This window comes from Cohnella thermotolerans DSM 17683, assembly GCF_000429825.1.
Lineage (GTDB): Bacteria > Bacillota > Bacilli > Paenibacillales > Paenibacillaceae > Cohnella > Cohnella thermotolerans.
In genome coordinates this window covers 1-18744 of sequence record NZ_AUCP01000052.1, presented here as the reverse complement: position 1 = coordinate 18744, position 18744 = coordinate 1, and the positions used below count along the sequence as shown (strand labels likewise).

Genomic DNA, 18744 nt, shown 5'->3' with positions numbered 1-18744 from the left:
AAAGTTGAACTTGCCGATAGAGATATTCACTTCATGGGAGGGTACTGAACAGATGAGCAAGGCAAAGAAAAAAGCTGGTTTTGCGCTCGCTTCGGTTACGGCGTTGTCGCTTGTTCTGAGCGCCTGCGGCGGAAGCGGTAACAGCAACGAAGCGGCAGGGTCCGGCGACAATTCCGATAAGCCCGTCAACTTGATCTGGTACACGATCGGAACGCCGCAAAAAGACGTGAACAAAGTCATGGAAGAAGTAAGCAAATATACGAAGGAAAAAATCAACGCCACGGTCACGATGAAAATGATCGATTGGGGCGATTACTCGCAGAAGATGCAAGTGCTGGTGTCGTCGGGCGAGCCGATGGACATTATATTTACTTCGGCCGGCGGCTTCGATTACGTGCAGAACGCGAGGAAAGGCGCGTTCCTCCAAATCGACGATCTGCTGGACAAGTACGGCCAGGGAATCAAGAACGCGATCGACCCAAGCTTCCTGAGCGGCTCGAAGGTCGACGGCCACAACTATGGCATTCCGGCCAACAAGGAGCTTCCGCAGCAGTGGGTGTGGCGCTTCAATAAGAACGTGGCCGACAAGTACAACCTCGACACCTCCAGCGTTCGTTCGCTCGAAAGTCTGGAGCCGCTGCTCAAGACGGTTAAGGAGAACGATCCGACCATCACTCCCTTCGTCATGACCAAGGACTTCGTGCCTTACGTGCCGTACGACTACCTCATTACAAACATGCCGCTCGCCGTCAAGCTCGACTCGACGGATTACAAGGTCATCGATATTCTCGAGACGGACGAGATGAAGCAAGCGCTGAAGACGATGCACAAATACTACACCGCCGGTTACATCGCGCCGGAAGCGGCGACGACAGGTTCTACAACCGACCTGGAGAGAGCGGGCAAATGGCTGCTCGATATGGCGCAAACCCAGCCGCTGGCCGACAACCTCTGGTCCGCCAGCTATGGCTATCCGGTCGTCTCGACACCGGCCAGCGATCCGATCATCACGAACACGTCGGTCCAAGGCTCGATCATGGCGATCTCGGCCAACTCCGAGCATCCGGAGAAGGCGATGGAGTTCCTGAATCTGCTCAACACCGATCCGGTGCTTCGCAACATGGTCGACTCCGGCATCGAGGGTACGCATTATGAGAAGATCGGCGACAATCGCATGAAGAACTTGCCGGAATCGAAGAACTATGACATGCCTTCGTATTCGCTGGGGAACAACATGATTCTGTATCTCAACGAGAACGATCCGGACGACAAGTGGGAGCAATTCAAGAAGTTCAACGCTTCCGGCATTCCGTCCCCGATTCTCGGCTTCAACTTCGACAGCACGAAGGTCGCGTCGGAGATGGCCGCCGTGCAGAACGTCAAGGAGCAGTTCTGGTCGTCGCTGATGACCGGTACGGTCGATCCGGACACGTATTTGCCGAAGGCGATCAAGCAGTTCAAAGAGGCGGGTCTGGACAAAGTGATCGCGGAGGCCCAATCCCAGCTTGATGCTTGGGTGGCCGCCAACAAGAAATAAAGGACGGACGGAAGACGAAGGTCGGGCGGGCGAGCGAGCATTCGCCCGACCTTTTTCCATTTCGGAACGACAAGAGGGGGGAGTGCTGTCATATGTTCGGTTCCATGCTTCGAAGCCTCAACCGCAACAAGATTCTGCTGCTCATGGTGCTGCCGGGAGCGCTTTGGTTTCTCTGCTTTTCCTACCTGCCGCTAGTCGGCACGATCGCCGCGTTCAAGGAATACCGATTCAGCCGGCACGGCTTCTTATACAGCCTGATTCACAGCAAGAACGTCGGATGGGACAACTTCAAATTTTTGTTCAGCACCGACGCGGCGTGGACGATTACCCGAAATACGCTGTTTTACAATATCGCCTTTATCGTCCTCGGCCTCGTCTGTTCGGTCGGCCTGGCCATTCTTCTGTCGGAACTGACGAACAAGAAGATGGCCAAAGTGTACCAGACCGGCATGTTCCTGCCGTACTTCCTCTCCTGGGTCATCGTCGGATACTTCGCGTTCAGCTTCCTCAGCATGGACCGCGGCTTGCTGAACCACATTCTGGGCTATTTCGGCGGCGGACCGCTGCAGTGGTACTCGGATCCGAAATACTGGCCCTACATTCTCGTGTTCGTCTATCTGTGGAAGTCGGTCGGCTACAGCAGCGTCGTCTACCTGGCCTCCATTCTGGGCATCGACAAATCGCTGTACGAAGCCGCGATGATCGACGGAGCGAGCAAGCTGCAGCAAGTGCGCAACATTACGCTTCCGCTGCTCAAGCCGATCGTCATCATTATGACGCTGCTGGCGGTGGGCAAAATTTTCTACGCGGACTTCGGGTTGTTCTACCAAGTGCCCCGGGATTCCGGCACGCTGTATTCGGTGACGAACGTTATCGACACCTATGTCTATCGCGGGCTCAAGACGACCGGCGAGATCGGCATGAGCACGGCGGCGGGGCTGTACCAATCGGTTGTCGGCTTCGTGCTGGTCATCGTGTCCAACTTCATCGTGCGCAAGATCGACAAAGACAGCGCGTTGTTCTGATTTTCCGATTCGAGAAAGGAGTGCGTTCTTCGTGTCCAACGTTCAACGGAAGAAACGCGACTTCCATCGGCTGACGCCGGGCTGGAACGTTGCGTTCAACCTCATTGCGGGCATCTTTGCTTTCTTGTGCGTGTTCCCGTTCCTGTTCGTGGTCATCATCTCGTTCACGGACGAGAAGACGCTGGCTAGCGACGGCTACCGGATCATCCCGGCGAAGTGGAGCCTCGAAGCCTACCGCTACGTGTTCCAGACCGGCGACTTGCTGCTTCGTTCCTACGGCGTCACCATTCTGGTCACGGCCGTCGGAACGATCGTCAGCCTCGTCTTTATCTCTTTATACGCTTACGCGATATCGCGCAAGAGCTTCAGTTACCGCCGCTTCTTCTCCTTGTTCGCCGTCTTCACGATGCTGTTCAACGGAGGGATGATTCCGACCTATATCGTCGTTACGCAGCTGCTCCACCTGAAGGACAGCATCTGGGCGCTCATTCTTCCCCTTGCCGTCAATGCCTTCTACATTATGATTCTTCGCACGTTCTACGTCACAAGCGTGCCGGATGCGATCATCGAATCCGGCAAAATCGACGGAGCCGGCGAGTTCCGCATTTTCGTCCGGCTCGTGCTGCCGCTGTCGCTGCCCGGATTGGCCACGATCGGCCTCTTCAGCACGCTCGGCTATTGGAACGACTGGTTCAACGCGCTGCTCTATATCGACGATCCGAACAAGGTGCCGCTGCAATCGATGCTGATGCGGATCGAATCCAGCATGCAATTCCTGCAGCAGAACTCGGCCAACAGCTCGCTCAGCTTGGAGCTGCTGCAATCGATGCCCCAGGATACGGCCCGCATGGCGATGGTCGTGCTGGCAACCGTTCCGATTATTTTTGCTTATCCGTTTTTCCAACGCTATTTCGTGCAGGGATTGACCGTCGGGTCGGTGAAAGAGTGAAACACGGGAGTACGGAAGAAAAGGCGCGCCGCCGAATTCGGGGCGGGCAAGCCTATGAGCATATACAATCAACGTTGTTAACGTTTTAGACCGTTAATGGTGAAGGAGCCGATCCCTTTGGAACAATTCAGATTGCCCAAGATCGACATGCCGAAGCTGGAGCTGCCGAAGGCCGTCCAAGACGTGCTCTCCGAGGCGGAGAAGCGGCTGGCGCACCGGCCGAAGCTGCTCCGGCTGTTCAGGAACTGCTTCCCGAACACGCTGGAGACGACGACGAAGCTGCTGGACGACGGCACGACGTTCGTCATTACCGGCGACATTCCGGCCTCCTGGTTGCGGGATTCGGTCGAACAGGTCGTCCACTACATCCCGCTGGCCGCGAACGATCCCGATCTTCAGCGCGTCATCGCCGGCCTGATCCGCCGCCACGTCGCTTACATTCAGATCGACCCTTACGCCAACGCGTTCAACGAATCGGCGAGCGACTGGCACTGGAACGCAAGCGACGTCACCGAGATGTCGCCGTGGGTGTGGGAGCGCAAGTTCGAGATCGATTCCTTGTGCTTCTCCATGCGCCTCGCTTACCTGTACTGGAAGGAGACCGGGCGCGCCGATGTGTTCGACGCCGACTTCAAGCGGGCGATGCGGATCATCGTCGACCTGTTCAAGACCGAGCAGCGCCACTTCGAGCTCTCGCCCTACCGCTTCACCCGCAACAACGGCATTCCTTCGGATTCCCTCCGCAACAACGGGATGGGAATGCCGGTCAACTACACGGGCATGGTCTGGTCCGGCTTCCGTTCGAGCGATGACGCTTGCGACTTCCATTACAACATCCCGGGCAACATGTTCGCGGTCGTCGCGCTGCGGTACATGCAGGAATTCGCCGAGTGGGTGTTCCGCGACCTGGAGCTGCTGGCGGAGCTGAAGGAGCTGGAGGCGGAGATCGACCACGGCATCCGGCTGTACGGCATTTACCGGCATCCGGAATTCGGACCGATCTACGCATACGAGACCGACGGCTTCGGCAACTACTGCCTGATGGACGACGCGGGTACGCCGGGCCTCCTGTCGATTCCTTATCTCGGCTATGTGACGGCCGACGATCCGATTTACCGGAATACGCGCCGGTTCGCCTTGAGCAAGGAGAATCCGTTCTACTATGAGGGCAAAGCCGCCAAGGGCATCGGAAGCCCGCATACGCCGCCGGGCTACATCTGGCACATGGCGCTCTCCATGCAGGGACTGACGGCCTCGACCGACGAAGAGAAGCTGGAGATGATCGCGATGCTGGAGGCGACGGACGCGGACACCGGGTTTATGCACGAAGGCTTCCATGCGGACGACCCCGCCGTTTTCACAAGAAAATGGTTCGCCTGGTCCAACAGCCTGTTCTCGCAGCTCGTCTACAAAGCGATGAAGGACGGTCTTCTCGATGGCTGATCGGGTGCAAAATGTGATCGTGTTCTACGACCCGTCGTTTCCCGGAGCGCCGGCGCTGACCGAAGCGGAAGTTCGGCGGCTCGGCGAAGTTGCGGGAGCGGCGGAGCTGGGCGAACGGCTGCGAACGGCGGACGGGGGCTGCTTCGTGTCGCTGCATGCCCCGTTCTTCCCCGTGGCGGCGTGGGAAGACATTCTCGCCTATTTGAAGCGGGGCGGGGGGCTGATTAGCGCGGGAGGCGCGCCTTTCCGCAAGCCGGTCCGCCGCGAGGGCGGCGCCTGGCATGTGGAAGCCGAGCAGACGGCCTATCATCGCCGGCTGCGCATTCACGAGATGCTGCGGGTGAAAGCCGACCGGGTGGCGGGATACGAAGCGTTCGGCGACATTCCGCTGCTGCGGGGGCAGGAAGCGCTGTTCGATGTGGCGGATACGTGGAATCTCGTGCCCCACGTGACGAAGGCGAGCGACCTGCCGCATCAGATGGGCTCGGCGGGGCCGATGGACGCGCACGTCTACGCGCTGCTGAAGGGAGTGTCGGCGGAAGGACGCGAGCTGTCCGCGCCGGTCGTGCTCTGGGAGAATACGAAGGGCGACTTTGCCGGAGGGCGCTGGCTGTTCGTCAACCAGCCGCTCGGCGGCGAGTTCGCCGCGCGCGGCGGTCTGGAGGCGCTGGCGGGCTGGGCCCGTTTCTGCGCTGCGGGCGTGACCGAGCTGTGGCTCAAGCCGGGCTATGCGGCTTACGAGGCGCACGAACGCCCGACGCTGACGCTGCAGGCGCAGAAGCTCGGGCGCGGCGGCGGTTCGGCTGCGGGGAAGGCCGCCGTCCGGTGGACGTTCGCGATCGCAGTCGAACGCGAGGATAGCGGCACGGCGGGAACGCGGGCAACGGAGGCTTGCGGCGGCGAGGCTGCTGCGGTTGACCGGCCTACGGAGGAGTTTCGCCATGAGCTCGCAGCCGACGTGGGACCGGAGCTGGAGCTGCGAAGGATTCCGGTTCCGATCGACGTTCGCAGCGGCTTTTACCGGGTATGGTGCCGGGCGGAGTCGGAGGAAGGCGAAGTCCGCTATCTTCGCCAAGGCTTCTGGGGCGCCGATCCGGAGCTGCTGGCCGAAGGTGCGCCGATCCGGGCGGGCCGCGACTACTTCGAGAAGGACGGCCGCCCGCTGCCCATCGTCGGCATGACGTACATGACCTCGGACGTCGCGCGCAAGTTCCTGTTCCTGCCGAACGCCGCAGTGTGGGATCGCGATATGGCGCAAATGCGGCGGGCCGGCATCAACTGGATTCGCACCGGCATCTGGACCGCTTACCGCAACGTCATGCAGGTGGACGGCCACGCGTCGGAGGAAGTTCTCCGCGCGATCGACGCGTTCCTGCTGACGGCGAAGAAGCACGGGCTGCAGGTGACGTTTACGTTCTTCTCGTTCACCCCCGAGCCGTGGGAGGGCCGCAATCCGTATCTCGACCCGCGCAGCGTGGAAGCGCAGAAGCGGTTCGTGCGCTCGATCGTGAGCCGCCACCGGGAGACGAAGCACGTCGATTGGGATTTGATCAACGAGCCTTCGATGTTCGATCCGGCACGCATCTTCTCGGACGGTCCGCGCTCCTGCCGGGACACGTTCGAGCAAGCTGCGTTCGCCGAGTGGCTGGAGAAGCGGCACGGCTCGATCGAGGCGCTGCGCGAGCGCTGGAGTATGACGCCCGGCGAGCTGCCCGGCTTCGCCTCGGCCACCGTTCCGGAGCCGGAGGAGATCAACTTCGACGTGCAGGATATGCACCAGGGGAAAAAAGGCACGCGTTGGCTCGATTACGTCCTGTTCTCGATGGAGATGCACAACCGGTGGGCGAAGCAGCTGGTCGAAGCGATCAAGGACATCTGCCCGGACCATCTCGTCACCGTCGGCCAGGACGAAGCGCTGGGCGCGCAGCGGCCTTCGCCTTTCTTCTACGGAGAAGCGGTCGATTACACGACGGTCCACTCCTGGTGGCTGAACGACCAACTGCTCTGGGACGGCGTCTTCGCCAAAACGGCCGACAAGCCGTGCGTCGTGCAGGAGACCGGCATTATGTATGTGGAAACGCCGGAAGGACTGGCGAAGCGCACGGAGGAAGAGCTGCGCGCCATGCTGGAGCGCAAGTACGCCTATGCTTTCGCAGCCGGAGGTGCAGGCGCCATCCATTGGATTTGGAATACGAATTTCTATATGGACAACGCCAACGAGTCGCATATCGGCGCGCTGCGCGCGGACGGAACGGAGAAGCCGGAGGCGGACGTCTCCTACGGCTTCGGGGCGTTCATGGAAGCGGCCCGGGACTTGTTCCGGGAGCGCGAGCTGGAAGACGTGGCGGTCGTGTTCCCGTACTCCAACGACTTCTCCAACCGGAAGCTCGCTTACGACGCCACGACGAAGCTGGCCCGCGTGCTCGGGTACGAGTTGAAGGTGCCGTTCCGCGGCGTGTCGGAATACGATCTGAAGCCGCTGCTTAAGCACCCGGCGAAGCTCATTCTGCTGCCGTCCGCGCACAACGTGGACGACGCGGCGTTCGCCGGGCTGCTTGGCATCGTAGACCGGACGGGGGCGACGCTGCTTGTAACCGGGCCGGCGGGGCTGGACGCCTACTGGCGGCATACGGACCGGCTGGCGTCGGTTCTGGGCGAGCGCAAGCCAAGCAACGTCGTCCGCGAGGAGCGGCTCGCCATCGGCGGGCGGCAATACGCGGTCAGCTTCGGCAATCGGCGCATCGCCCAGGTCGCCAAGGAAGTTCCGGCGGCCGGCGGAGCTGCAGGAGCCGGCGAAGTTGGAGGGGCTGCGGGAGCGAACGGAGCCGTCGGCGCAAGCGGCGGCGGAGCGGACGCGGTCGTCGACGTCCCGTATGGGGGCGGACGTCTGATTTGGTGTCCGCTGCCCGTGGAGCTGAACGACCGCACGGAGCCGATTGCGGCGCTGTACGCTTATGCGTTGGAAGCCGCGGGCTGCCGCCCGGAGCTCGACTGGCTGAGCGGCGGCGATCTGCCGGGCGTGTACGGAAGACGGCTGCGGTTCGCGGAAGGGTCGATGTTCGTTTTCGTCTCGGAGTACGCCTTCGACGTTCCGATTCGGGTGAAGGACCGCGAGAACGGGACCGTTTATTCGTTCGTGCTGGAGAGAGAACGCGCGGTGCTGTTCGCTGCGGATCCGCAAGGGCGGGTGACCGCCGTTTACCGCCCGGACGAAGTGAACGTAACGTGCGAAGCCGGGGTTTAAGGAGAGGAGACCGGAAGGATGACAGAGAGAAAAACCGCCCATATCATCTCGCACACCCACTGGGACCGCGAATGGTATTTGCCCTATGAGAAGCATCATGTGCGGCTTGTCAAGCTGATGGATACGCTCTTGGATACGCTGGAGCGGGACGCGGAGTACCGCAGCTTTTTCCTCGACGGCCAGACGATCATTCTCGAGGATTACTTGCAGGTTCGCCCGGAGCAGCGGGAGCGCCTGACGAAGTGGATTCGGGAAGGCCGGATTCATATCGGGCCTTGGTACATTTTGCAGGACGCATTCCTGACGAGCGGGGAGGCGAACCTCCGCAACCTGCTCATCGGCCATCGGGAAGCCGAGCGTTACGGCGCGGCCGCAAAAGTCGGCTATTTCCCCGATACGTTCGGCAACATCGGGCAGGCTCCGCAAATTTTGCGCCAGGCCGGCATCGACAACGCCGTGTTCGGCCGGGGCGTCAAGCCGACGGGCTTCAACAATACGGTTGCCGATTCCGAGTACGAATCGTCGTTTTCGGAGCTGATCTGGGAAGGACCGGACGGTTCGCAGGTGCTCGGCATTCTTTTCGCCAACTGGTACAGCAACGGCAACGAGGTGCCCACAGACGAAGCCGAAGCCAAGGCCTACTGGGACCGCAAGCTGGCGGACGCCGAGCAATACGCGTCGACCGGGCAGCTGCTGTACATGAACGGCTGCGACCATCAGCCGATCCAGACTGACTTGCCCGAGGCGATTCGCGTCGCCCGCAAGCTGTATCCGGACGTTGAATTCGTTCACTCCAACTTCGCGGATTACCTGGCTTCGGTCAAGCGTTCGCTGAGCAGCCGGCTGTCCGTCGTCAAGGGCGAGTTGCGCAGCCAGCGCACCGACGGCTGGTCGACGCTGGTCAACACCGCGTCCGCGCGGGTGTATCTGAAGCAGATGAACCAGCAGGGGCAGACGCTGCTGGAGAAGGTGGCGGAGCCGCTGGCGGCGATTGCGCACGGAGTAGGCGAGCCGTACCCGCACCATTTGCTGACGTATGCCTGGAAAACGCTCATGCAAAACCACCCGCACGACAGCATCTGCGGCTGCAGCGTCGACGAGGTGCATCGGGAGATGGTGACCCGGTTCGAGAAAAGCAGGCACGTCGCCGAGGCCGTCATCGACGACAGCAAGCGTGCCGTGGCCGAGGCGGTAGATACGTCCGCCTTCGCCCGTTATGGAGGCGATGCCCTGCCGTTTGTCGTCTTCAACACGACGGGGTGGGCGCGTGGCGGAACGGTCGAGATCGAGCTGGACGTCGAGCGGATTTATTACCGCGACGGGCTGCCGCCGGAGGAGATGATCCGCCGCATGAAGGCGACGGGCATCGGCGGGCGAACGCTCGTCGACGCGGAAGGCCGGGCTGTCGCATGCGTCGTGGAAGACCTGGGGCTGCAGTTCGGCTACGATCTGCCGGAAGACAAGTTCCGCCAGGCGTACTGGTCGCGCCGCGTGAAGCTGACGTTCGAAGCCGCGGGCGTGCCGGCGCTCGGCTGGAAAGCTTATGCGTGGGTGCGGAACGGGGAGACGATAGGGGCTTCCCCTTCGTTGGCGGCCGGCGAACGTGCGCTGGAGAACGAACGCTTGCGCGTCGAGGTGGCGGATGACGGTTCGCTCGCCGTGACGGACAAGACGACCGGCCGGACGTTCCGCGATCTGCTCGTGTACGAGGATACCGGGGATATCGGCAACGAGTACATGTACAAGCAGCCGGACGGGGAAAAGCCGCTCACGACCCGCGGATTAGCGGCGGACATCCGCTTGATCGAGGACACGCCGTATCGGGCCGCGATTGAGATCGTTCACCGGTGGGCGGTTCCGGCTTCGGCCGACGCGCTTTTCGAGACGGAGAAGCAAGAAGCGGTGTACTTCCCGGAGCGGAAAGCGCAGCGCGTCCGGGAGACGGTGCCGCTGACGATCCGCACGGTCGTCAGCCTGGAGCGCGGCGGCCGGGGCGTCGGCGTGCGCGCGACCTTCGACAACCAGGCGAAGGATCACCGCCTGCGCGCGCTGTTCCCGACCGATCTGGCGGCTTCCACGCATCGCGCGGACTCGATTTTCGAAGTCGCCGTCCGCGACAACGAGCCGGCGGCCGAATGGCGGAACCCGAGCAACGCTCAGCATCAGCAGGCGTTTGTCGACGTCGTCGACGGCGCTTGCGGGCTGACCGTCGCCAACAAAGGGCTGAACGAGTACGAGGTGCTGCGCGACGGCCGCAACACGATCGCCGTCACCCTGCTCCGCTCGGTGGCCGAGCTGGGCGACTGGGGCGTCTTCCCGACGCCGGAGGCGCAATGCCTCGGCGAGCACACCGTGGAGCTGGAGATCATTCCGCACGGTGGGGACGGAGCGGTGGACGGCGCTTATGCCGAAGCCTACCAGTTCCAGGTGCCGTGGACGGCCGCCCAGACCGGCGTGCACGAAGGCAAGCTGGCACCGGTCGACGCGGCTTACGCGTGGGAAGGCGAGGGCCTCGCGTTCTCCTCGCTCAAGATCGGGGAGAACGACGGCAGCGCGATGCTGCGCTGGTACAACCTGCGACCGCAAGCGTCGGAACTTCGGCTTCGCGCGGGCGAGCCGTATCGTCCCGTCTATAAGAGCGACGTGCTGGAGCGTACCGGCGGAGCTGTCATGGGCGCGGACGCGACCGGAACGCTGGTCGTGCCGGTCGGCCCATGCGAGATCGTGACGCTGGGCGTCGCCGCTTCCAAGTAAGCGCGCGAAAAGGGTGTCGTTCCGAAGGTCATGTACCTTCGGAACGACACCCTTTGTTCGTATGGCGGCGTTATGGCGCCGAAGCGCGAACTGCAAGCCGCTAACGTCGGCTTACAGTTCGCGAGCTCAGAGCGATTCGCCGTTCAGGTAATTGAAGAACGGGACGTCGGCCCAGAAGTCGTAATGCTCGACCGTGACGGAGGGATCGACCTTTTGGAAGCCGTCGATGACCGCCGGGGACTGTTCCTTGAGCGAGAAAGACTGCGCGTAATAATGGCCGATTTGGATTTTGTTGTTCGTGATGAGCTTATAGTCCGGAAGCTCGGTCAACGAGTAGTACAGCGGCTGCCACCAGGAGCCCGACAGCAGGCCTTTCTGGTTCTCTTCGTTTTTCTTGGCGTACGCGAGCACGATCGAATTGAAGCGCTGCTTGTCGGCCGCGTTGTCGAATTCGAAGGCGATGTCGTATTCTTTGGCATATTCGATATAGTTGCCGTTGGCAATTTGCTTCACTTCGTACAGGTCGGACGGGGCGGGATCTCCCCATTCCTTCAAGTAGACGAAGGCGGACGTTTTCGGTTCGAACTGGACTTTGGCGTCGATGCCTTCGCTTCGCAGCAAACCGATCAGCTGCAGGGCGTGCGTCAGGTCGGAATGCCCGTAGACAAGCGACAGGGAGTCTACAAAGTTGGGCTCGTAACGGGTGTCTTTCAGGTTGTAGCCGGTCACGAGGTTTTGCTCCAGCGCAGCGTCGACGATTTTTTGAAGCTCGTCCGCATGGATGATATCCGAGGTTTCGAAGGCGTCCGTAAGTTTGGCGTAAATGTCCGGGTCGCTCACGTAGCCAAGATAGTGCTTGTATTGTCCTTTAAAAGTGAGCGCCTTGCCGATCAGCACCGCCGCCAGGTCGGCGGAAGCCTTGGCGCCCGGCTTGAGTTCGCCGTAATAAGCGGGCGGCAGAAGGCCGGTATCGACCGCGGCCGCCAGCTCTTGCGCCGCCTGCTGTCCTAGCGCGGCCGGCTTCAGAGGGAGTTTTGCCAGCGCTTTTTCGACCTTGTCCTGCGGGTATGTATAGGCCAACTCCTTGAGGCCGGCCGCCTTGAGGGCGATTTGCACGGCATTCACGGCGCCGAGCGGTTCCGACGCGTTCACCGTATCCGAGGTCAATACGCCGGTTTGGTACAGCGCTTTGGCAGCGTTGTAGTACGGGTTCGACTGCGGCAAGTCACGGAAGACGACGGGGTCTGCCGTCGGCTCGAGGCGGAGCGATTGGGCCAGGTCGGAGATAAACGCTCCTTTCGTGACGTTCGCGGTTAGCGTAATGCCGAACTTGTCCTGCAGAAAAGTTGCATACTCGGACGAGGAAATGTCCTTGGATGCAGCAGGCGCCGCGATGTCTTCCGCATGTACGGCGGTGATGCCCGGGAAGAACAGGGCCGCGGACAGGGTGGAGGCAAGAAGCAGCTTGCCCAGGGGCGATGCTTTAATTGCCATAATCGAGACCTCCAATGGGATAAAATAAATAAATCATAGTGGATTAGTAGGGATATAGTAGCATCGGCTGTGTACCCTGTCAACGAGGGATTTCAAAAGGGGAGAACCCAACGCTGAATGCGCGTACCGAGGGGAGCAAGGCCGGGGAGTTACTCGAATAAATCGAACAACGCGCGCTCCGAGGGGCGGAAAGCGAGGAGTTACGAGAAGAATCGAACAAAGCGTTCCCTGAGCGGGCAAAAAGAAGCCGGGGGTTGCTCGATGATATCGAGCAACCCCCGACGCTGGCTACACGGCTTTTCGGGCGAAGTACGCCCACCCCGCGACGAAGAAGACGCAGAAGCTGCCGAGCACGACGCCAAACAGCGTCTCGAGCGGAAGGTTGAACGCGCCAAACCCGTAATGGTCGCGCGGGATCATGGCCAGCATCGGCTGAGCCCACGGATAATAGGGTCCGACCTTCGCCGAGTTGACGACCAGCATGTTCGGCAGCGTCAGCACGACGTTGACCGCGAGCGGCGCGGCGAAGCTCTGGAACGCGACGGAGACGAACAGCTGCAGCGCCGCGAGCGGCAGGCAGGCGATCCAGCCGCCCAGGAACGAGGAAGCCAATTCCCGCCAAGGGATCGGGTCCGAGAACCCGCGCGCGAAGCCGACGAGCAGCAGCACGATCAGAAGCAGCAACTGGGTGGCCGCAAGCATAAGCATGACAATAACAAACTTGACGACGTAAACCTGGGTGCGGGATACCGGCATGGCCAGCATCGCTTTCCAGCCGCCGCCCGTATGCTCGTAACGGCAGATCATCGCGGCGTACACGCCGGTAAGAAGCGGGAGGAACAGCATGGCGTGCAGCACGGACATAAGCGACAGCGCTTCGAGCCAGGGGAAATCCCCGCCTTTCTTCGCCGCGAACAAGCCGAACAGGGCGGCGATCAGCGGGCTGACGGCGACGAGCAGCCAGACGACGGACCGCCGGATTTTCATCCACTCCGAACGAAACATGCGCATCATCGGTTACTTCACATCCTTTCGCACGAACTCGGCCATCCCCGCGACAAAGACGACGAGCCCGAGAGCGACGCCTGCGGTCACCGAGTACAGCGGCTCGTGCGAGGCGTTGACCAGCTGCGGCCATTTGTAAGGCACCCAGTCGGGAAAACGGCCGCCGGCGAACATCGAGACGATCATGCCGACGATGCCGATCGTCAGCGGCAGCGTCTGGTTCGCCATCGTCACCGACAGCCACGCCTGCAAGGCGATAAAAGGCATCGCGGCCAAATACGGATAATACGCGTTCGTCAGCAAATCGCCGTACGGAATCGGCCCGTCGAAGCCGAGCGCAAGGCCGAGCGCGACGGTCAGCGGCACAAGAAGCGTGCAGGAAATAAGCAGAAGCAGCGCGGTAAGCAGGAACTTGCCGGCGAACACTTGCCGCTTCCGCACCGGCAGCGCCAGCGTCAGCTTCCAGGCGTTCATCTGATGCTCGATGCCCGCCGTCATCGAAGCGACGAGGGCGAGGCCGACCATCAAAGCGGGCAGCGCAAGCATAGAGACGTTGCCGATCAGACCGCTCCACAGCTTCGCGGTTTCCTTGCCGGCGACTAAATAATCGTAGCGGACGCCGTAATTGACCGCCTGCAGCGCGACGACCCCGATCGGGCCGGCCGCAACCAGCAGCCAGATCAGCTTCTTGCGGATTTTCAGAAATTCGGAGGAGAGAATGCGCAGCATCATATTACAAGCTCCCCTCCGTCCCGGTCATCTGGAGGAAAATGCTCTCAAGCGAGGCCGTCTCCTCTTCCACCCGGTAAACCTCGAAGTCCTGCTTTACCAACCGCGCGACGATGGAAGCCACCGTCCGGTCGTCCGCTTTCGCAACCGTCAGCCTGCCGTTCTCCCAGCCGACCGGATAGCCGTGCGAGAGCAGCAGCCGCCAGGCGGATTCGGGGTTGCTCACCCCAAGCCGGACGCGCCCCTGGGCCTGTTCGCGGAGGCGGTGAATGCTGTCTTCGTAAATCAGCTCGCCCTTGGAGATGATGCCGACGCGGGTCGCCATTTGCTCCACTTCGGAGAGCAGATGGCTCGAGATGAGAATGGTCACCCCGCTCGTCTGGGGCAGGCTCTTGATCAGCTCGCGGATTTCCTGGATGCCTGCGGGATCGAGGCCGTTCGTGGGCTCGTCCAGCACGAGCAGCTCCGGATCGCCGAGCAGAGCCGTCGCAATGCCGAGCCGCTGCTTCATGCCGAGCGAGAACCCTCTGACCGGCCGCTTCGCTTCCTTCGTCAGGCGCACGATCGAGAGCACCTCGTCGATGCGCGATTTCGGCACGCCGAGCAGGCGGCGAACCGCCTCCAGGTTCTCGGTGGCGGTCAAATGGCCGTAGTAGGAAGGGTACTCGACGAGCGAACCCACTTTGCGCAGAATCGCCAGCCTCATCTTCCGGATGTCCTTGCCGAAGATGCGGATGCTTCCCGCTGTCGGCTTGGCGAGTCCGAGGAGCATGCGGATCGTCGTCGTTTTGCCCGCGCCGTTCGGTCCGAGGAATCCGTAGATATCCCCGCGACGGATCTGCATATTTACAGCTTTTACGACGGGCTTGCCGCCCAACTTCTTCGTTAATTCATTCGTTTCCAGAATCAGCTCTTGATTGGCCGACATCTCCATCACCTCTGCGCTCCATTCTAGAAGGCGAAGGTTAAAGGAAAGGAAGCGCGGCGATTAAGATGGGTTTAAAAAGCCTTCGTTAAATCCGCCGAGCGAAGAGGACATCATCTTCTTGGTTTCGATAGAAGGACCGCCGGTGACGCTCACCTTCCCGCCTGCCTCTATCCATTCGACGAACGGCCTTCAGCAAAAATCGGCCCATTCACCCGCGCGAAATGCGCACCGTCGTTCCTTCCGGCCCGCTGAGCACCTCGCTTTGCAGCCGCATGTCTCTCAGCATGAGCGCCGCGATCGACAGGCCGATGCCGGCGCCCTTCTCCTCCGATTCGCCGGTCATGCCGGGCCCCCGGTCTTCGATTATAATCGTTCCGCCGTCCGCCTCCGACACCTTCAGACCGACGTAGCGGCCTGACTGCGCATGACGCAGCACATTCTGCAAGTAATTGTCCAGCACGCGCTCCAGCCATTGCGGGTCGAGCTCCCAGTAAATCGCCGTCTCCGGCAGGTCCGAGTCGATCTCGAAGCCCGCCTGCTCGAAGGCCGGGTACCAGCCGGCGAACAGCGTTTTCGCCATCCGGACGATGTCGACGCGCTGCGGACGATACGGATATTTGCCCGAGGTCAGCAGCGTGAAAGACAGCAGATTCTCGATCAGCCGTCCCAAATAGTCGATCTTCCGGTCGATCAGGCGGAGGGATTCCCGTCCTTTGTCGCTGAGCTTCTCCTGCCCGAGGCTGTAAGCGTGGCCCCGGATGGCGGTCAGCGGCGTCCGCAAATCGTGCGACAGCTTGGCGATCAGGTCGCGCCGGAGCGCTTCCTCCTCGGCTTCGCGTTCCCGGCTTCGCTCCAGCTTGCGGATCATCTCGTTGAACGATTGCTCCAGCCGGCCGATCTCGTCCGAGCGGCCGGTCTCGACCGGAGAAGGAATGCCGCTGTCGGTCGGCTCGCTCATCGCTTGCTGGAGAAGGACGAGCCTTCTGCGGATGCGGTAGAAAAAGAGCAGCGACACGAACAGGAACAGCCCGAGGACGATCAGAATCCCCGAGATCAGAATGGTGCCTTGGCGGGCGTCCATGATCGCAGCGGGCGATTCGAACGCCTCGCGCGGCACCTTGAGCACCATGAAGCCGTGGCCCGGCTTGTCGCCGAGGAACGCCACGACCGTAAAAATACGGAAGTTAGAAGCCTCCTTCATAAATTGAACCGTGTAGGGAACGCTCCATTGCGCCGGCACCTCTTGTCCGTCCGGAAGCCGGAGGCGGGTCCGGCCGCTCGCGTCCACCCAGAACATCGAGGCTTTCGGGTAGACGCTCTTCAACCTCCGGAGCTCCGCGTCAATCTTCTCGGGCGTCGCCCCGTCCAGCCGGGCCGCTTCCTCGTGCCAGATGCTCTCAAGGTGCGAAGCGCTCCTATAGGGCTCGGTATCTCCATGATGGCCCGCCCATATCTGGACTGTCAGGAGGACGGCGATCAGCGGATACACGAAGGGAATCAGCACCAGCGCCGACACAATGATGAGCAGATATTTGGTCATTAAGGAGTTTTTCAGACTGAACCGCCGTCGTCCGTTCCTCATGGCCTCACCCGATAGCCGATGCCCCGGATCGTCTCGATAATTTGCGGATTGCTGGGGTCGAGCTCGATTTTTTCCCGCAAATAGCGAATATGGACGTTGACCGTCTTGTCGCCTTCCATATAAGGCTCTCCCCACACCGCTTCATAGATTTGTTCTTTGGTCAAAATGAGACCCCGGTTGCGGAGAAAGTACATCAGAATCTGCAGCTGCTTCGCCGTGAGCGGGATTTCCTCGTTCGTTCTTCCGTCGATCACCGTCTGCAGCTCGGGCTTGATCAGGAGATGGCCGCACTGGATTTGCTGCTCGGCCGACAGGCCGTAACGCCGCTGCAGCACTTCCAGCCGCGCCGCCAGCTCGTCCGGATGGAACGGCTTCGTCAGATAGTCGTCCGCGAACTGCAAGCCCTGCAGCTTGTCGTCCACCGACGTCCGGGCGGACAGCATGAGAATCGGCACGTTCGGCGCTTCCCGCTTCAGCCGCTGCCCGATCGTGAACCCGTCCAGGCCGGGCAGCATGACGTCCAGGACGACGAGATCGGCCTGCGCCGCCCGTTCGGCCGCCCGGTCGCCCGATTGCAGCCACTCCACCTCATAGCCCCGCCGCTCCAGGTCCTCTTTGACCCATTGGCCGATGTCGGCATCGTCCTCGATGTACAGCACTCTTTTTGCCATGGATGACACCTCGTTACGCAGCTCGATTATCCCCTTATGATAGCCGAGCGATGCGGGAGCCGGAAGTTAAATTTTGTTTAAAGGGCCAACCCAAATGCCATAAGAACAGAGCAAAATCCGCCATCTTCGAATGAAAACGATTCCGATATAATAAAACGTGTAACAGCGTGCGAAATCGGAGGGCGGCGCCAAAGCGTCCGAAAGCCGAAGCACGCCATAATGGACAAGGTGGTGCGCGAATCGATGGCCAAACCGCAAGTAGGCATTCAATTGTATTCCGTACGGGATTTGTGCGAGAAGGACTATCTCGGCACGATCCGGCAGATCGCCGGCATCGGCTACCGCAACGTGGAACTCGCAGGATACTACGGCGTCTCGGCGCGCGAGCTCAAGGCGGCGCTGGCGGATGCCGGGCTGAACGCGCCCTCGGCGCACATCGGCCTGAACCTCTCCGAGCCGATTGCGGATCAGGTGAAGCGTCAGCTCGAATATGCGCAGGAGCTGGGGCTGAAGCGTTACATCGTTCCTTACTATCCGCTGGGCGACAACCCGACCGAGGACGACGTGGCCAAAATGGCGGCGGTTCTCGAGGAAGCGGCGGCGATCGTCATCGAAGGCGGCTTGAAGTTCGGCTATCACAACCATGCGTTCGAGTTCAAGAAGGTCAACGGCACGCCGGCAATCGATCTTCTGCTGCAGCGGGTGTCTCCGGAGCTGCTGTTCGCGGAATTCGACCTCGGCTGGGTGAAGGTCGGCGGGGAGGATCCGGCCGCTTACGTCAAGAAGTACGCCGGCCGGGTGCCGGTCGTTCACGCGAAGGACTTCAAGGAAGACGGCACGGATACGGAGATCGGCCGCGGCTCGGTCGATTGGGATTCGGCGCTGGCGGCTTGCGAAGAGACCGGCGTGGAATACATCATCATCGAGCAGGAGCGCTACGACGTCTCTTCGCTGGAGAGCGCGAAGCTCAATTACGCCTGGTTCAAGGAGCGCGGCTGGATTTAATCGCGCGGCGGGGCTGCCCGGAGGGGCAGCCTTTTTTGACATTATAGAATTTATAAATTTTGGGGTGGGAGCAGGTCTTCCGCCTGATTTCTGTTTTTGGTAAGGTTAGGATATGGAGACGAACATCTTGAAACGAATCTTCTTTGATGAGCGAGGGCACTGGGATCGGTTTGTGGCAAAACATGGTGGCAAGCTGCGTGCCAATGTGCGGAAAGAAGTAGAGAAGTTCCGTCGATGCGGGGATCCCAGAAACGGTTTTAAGCTGATGGTATGTGAAGGATGTCATGACCTACGGCTCGTTCCGTATCGTTGTAAAGGAAGATTCTGTACGACCTGTTCATGCGGAGAAACAGAGGAATGGGCACGTCTCCTGGAACA

At 60.9% G+C, this 18744-nt stretch carries 14 protein-coding genes; 8 read left to right on the top strand and 6 right to left on the bottom strand.

The window, feature by feature from the left end:
* The first annotated feature begins 52 nt into the window (after positions 1 to 52).
* The 6 genes from G485_RS0111000 to G485_RS0110975 all read left to right on the top strand — a co-directional run bounded on the left by G485_RS0111000 (position 53) and on the right by G485_RS0110975 (position 10952).
* A complete protein-coding gene (locus G485_RS0111000) occupies positions 53 to 1537 on the top strand; it encodes an ABC transporter substrate-binding protein (RefSeq protein WP_027092601.1) in 1485 nt (494 codons plus the stop codon).
* Between the two features lie 92 nt (positions 1538 to 1629).
* Positions 1630 to 2562, top strand: a complete 933-nt coding sequence (locus G485_RS0110995; protein ID WP_027092600.1) for an ABC transporter permease — start codon at positions 1630 to 1632, stop codon at positions 2560 to 2562.
* 31 nt (positions 2563 to 2593) lie between these two features.
* Positions 2594 to 3511 (top strand): carbohydrate ABC transporter permease, encoded by a 918-nt coding sequence (locus G485_RS0110990; protein ID WP_027092599.1) that lies wholly within the window; start codon positions 2594 to 2596, stop codon positions 3509 to 3511.
* Between the two features lie 117 nt (positions 3512 to 3628).
* Positions 3629 to 4954 carry a glycoside hydrolase family 125 protein gene (locus G485_RS0110985; protein ID WP_027092598.1) on the top strand — a complete coding sequence of 442 codons (1326 nt, stop codon included), beginning with the start codon at positions 3629 to 3631 and terminating at the stop codon, positions 4952 to 4954.
* Entirely contained in the window at positions 4947 to 8198 is a 3252-nt protein-coding gene (locus tag G485_RS0110980; protein ID WP_027092597.1) for an alpha-amylase family protein, read from the top strand. Before G485_RS0110985 ends, G485_RS0110980 begins: the two co-directional genes overlap by 8 nt.
* 18 nt (positions 8199 to 8216) lie before the next feature.
* Complete coding sequence (locus G485_RS0110975; RefSeq protein WP_027092596.1) at positions 8217 to 10952, top strand: alpha-mannosidase; 2736 nt, start codon at positions 8217 to 8219, stop codon at positions 10950 to 10952.
* A gap of 126 nt (positions 10953 to 11078) precedes the next feature.
* Here the strand turns inward: G485_RS0110975 and G485_RS0110970 are convergent, their stop codons facing one another.
* From G485_RS0110970 to G485_RS0110945, 6 genes are all read right to left on the bottom strand, one after another.
* Entirely contained in the window at positions 11079 to 12446 is a 1368-nt protein-coding gene (locus tag G485_RS0110970; RefSeq protein ID WP_027092595.1) for a hypothetical protein, read from the bottom strand.
* 288 nt (positions 12447 to 12734) lie between these two features.
* Positions 12735 to 13460, bottom strand: coding sequence for an ABC transporter permease (locus G485_RS0110965; RefSeq protein ID WP_027092594.1), 726 nt, complete (start codon positions 13458 to 13460; stop codon positions 12735 to 12737).
* Positions 13461 to 13463: 3 nt separating this feature from the next.
* A complete protein-coding gene (locus G485_RS0110960; RefSeq protein ID WP_027092593.1) occupies positions 13464 to 14183 on the bottom strand; it encodes an ABC transporter permease in 720 nt (239 codons plus the stop codon).
* Between the two features lies 1 nt (position 14184).
* The gene (locus G485_RS0110955; RefSeq protein ID WP_027092592.1) at positions 14185 to 15108 is read right to left on the bottom strand and encodes an ABC transporter ATP-binding protein; all 924 of its coding nucleotides are present in this window, start codon (positions 15106 to 15108) and stop codon (positions 14185 to 14187) included.
* Positions 15109 to 15316: 208 nt separating this feature from the next.
* Positions 15317 to 16648, bottom strand: coding sequence for a HAMP domain-containing sensor histidine kinase (locus G485_RS0110950; protein ID WP_240489126.1), 1332 nt, complete (start codon positions 16646 to 16648; stop codon positions 15317 to 15319).
* Between the two features lie 38 nt (positions 16649 to 16686).
* On the bottom strand, positions 16687 to 17361 hold the full coding sequence (locus G485_RS0110945) for a response regulator transcription factor (RefSeq protein WP_027092590.1): 675 nt from the start codon (positions 17359 to 17361) through the stop codon (positions 16687 to 16689).
* Between the two features lie 219 nt (positions 17362 to 17580).
* On the opposite strand from G485_RS0110945, the gene G485_RS0110940 reads away from it, so the two are divergent.
* Positions 17581 to 18366: a sugar phosphate isomerase/epimerase family protein gene (locus tag G485_RS0110940; protein WP_240489125.1), complete on the top strand. Its 786-nt coding sequence runs from the start codon at positions 17581 to 17583 to the stop codon at positions 18364 to 18366.
* 112 nt (positions 18367 to 18478) lie between these two features.
* Positions 18479 to 18744 (top strand): transposase zinc-binding domain-containing protein (locus tag G485_RS29010; RefSeq protein ID WP_420805753.1); only part of this gene is annotated, 266 nt, incomplete at its 3' end.

Coding starts and splice junctions, on each gene's coding strand:
- G485_RS0111000 (WP_027092601.1), top strand. CDS start 53: ATGAGCAAGGCAAAGAAAAAAGCTGGTTTTGCGCTCGCTTCGGTTACG.
- G485_RS0110995 (WP_027092600.1), top strand. CDS start 1,630: ATGTTCGGTTCCATGCTTCGAAGCCTCAACCGCAACAAGATTCTGCTG.
- G485_RS0110980 (WP_027092597.1), top strand. CDS start 4,947: ATGGCTGATCGGGTGCAAAATGTGATCGTGTTCTACGACCCGTCGTTT.
- G485_RS0110975 (WP_027092596.1), top strand. CDS start 8,217: ATGACAGAGAGAAAAACCGCCCATATCATCTCGCACACCCACTGGGAC.
- G485_RS0110970 (WP_027092595.1), bottom strand. CDS start 12,446: ATGGCAATTAAAGCATCGCCCCTGGGCAAGCTGCTTCTTGCCTCCACC.
- G485_RS0110965 (WP_027092594.1), bottom strand. CDS start 13,460: ATGATGCGCATGTTTCGTTCGGAGTGGATGAAAATCCGGCGGTCCGTC.
- G485_RS0110960 (WP_027092593.1), bottom strand. CDS start 14,183: ATGATGCTGCGCATTCTCTCCTCCGAATTTCTGAAAATCCGCAAGAAG.
- G485_RS0110955 (WP_027092592.1), bottom strand. CDS start 15,108: ATGTCGGCCAATCAAGAGCTGATTCTGGAAACGAATGAATTAACGAAG.
- G485_RS0110950 (WP_240489126.1), bottom strand. CDS start 16,648: ATGACCAAATATCTGCTCATCATTGTGTCGGCGCTGGTGCTGATTCCC.
- G485_RS0110945 (WP_027092590.1), bottom strand. CDS start 17,361: ATGGCAAAAAGAGTGCTGTACATCGAGGACGATGCCGACATCGGCCAA.
- G485_RS0110940 (WP_240489125.1), top strand. CDS start 17,581: ATGGACAAGGTGGTGCGCGAATCGATGGCCAAACCGCAAGTAGGCATT.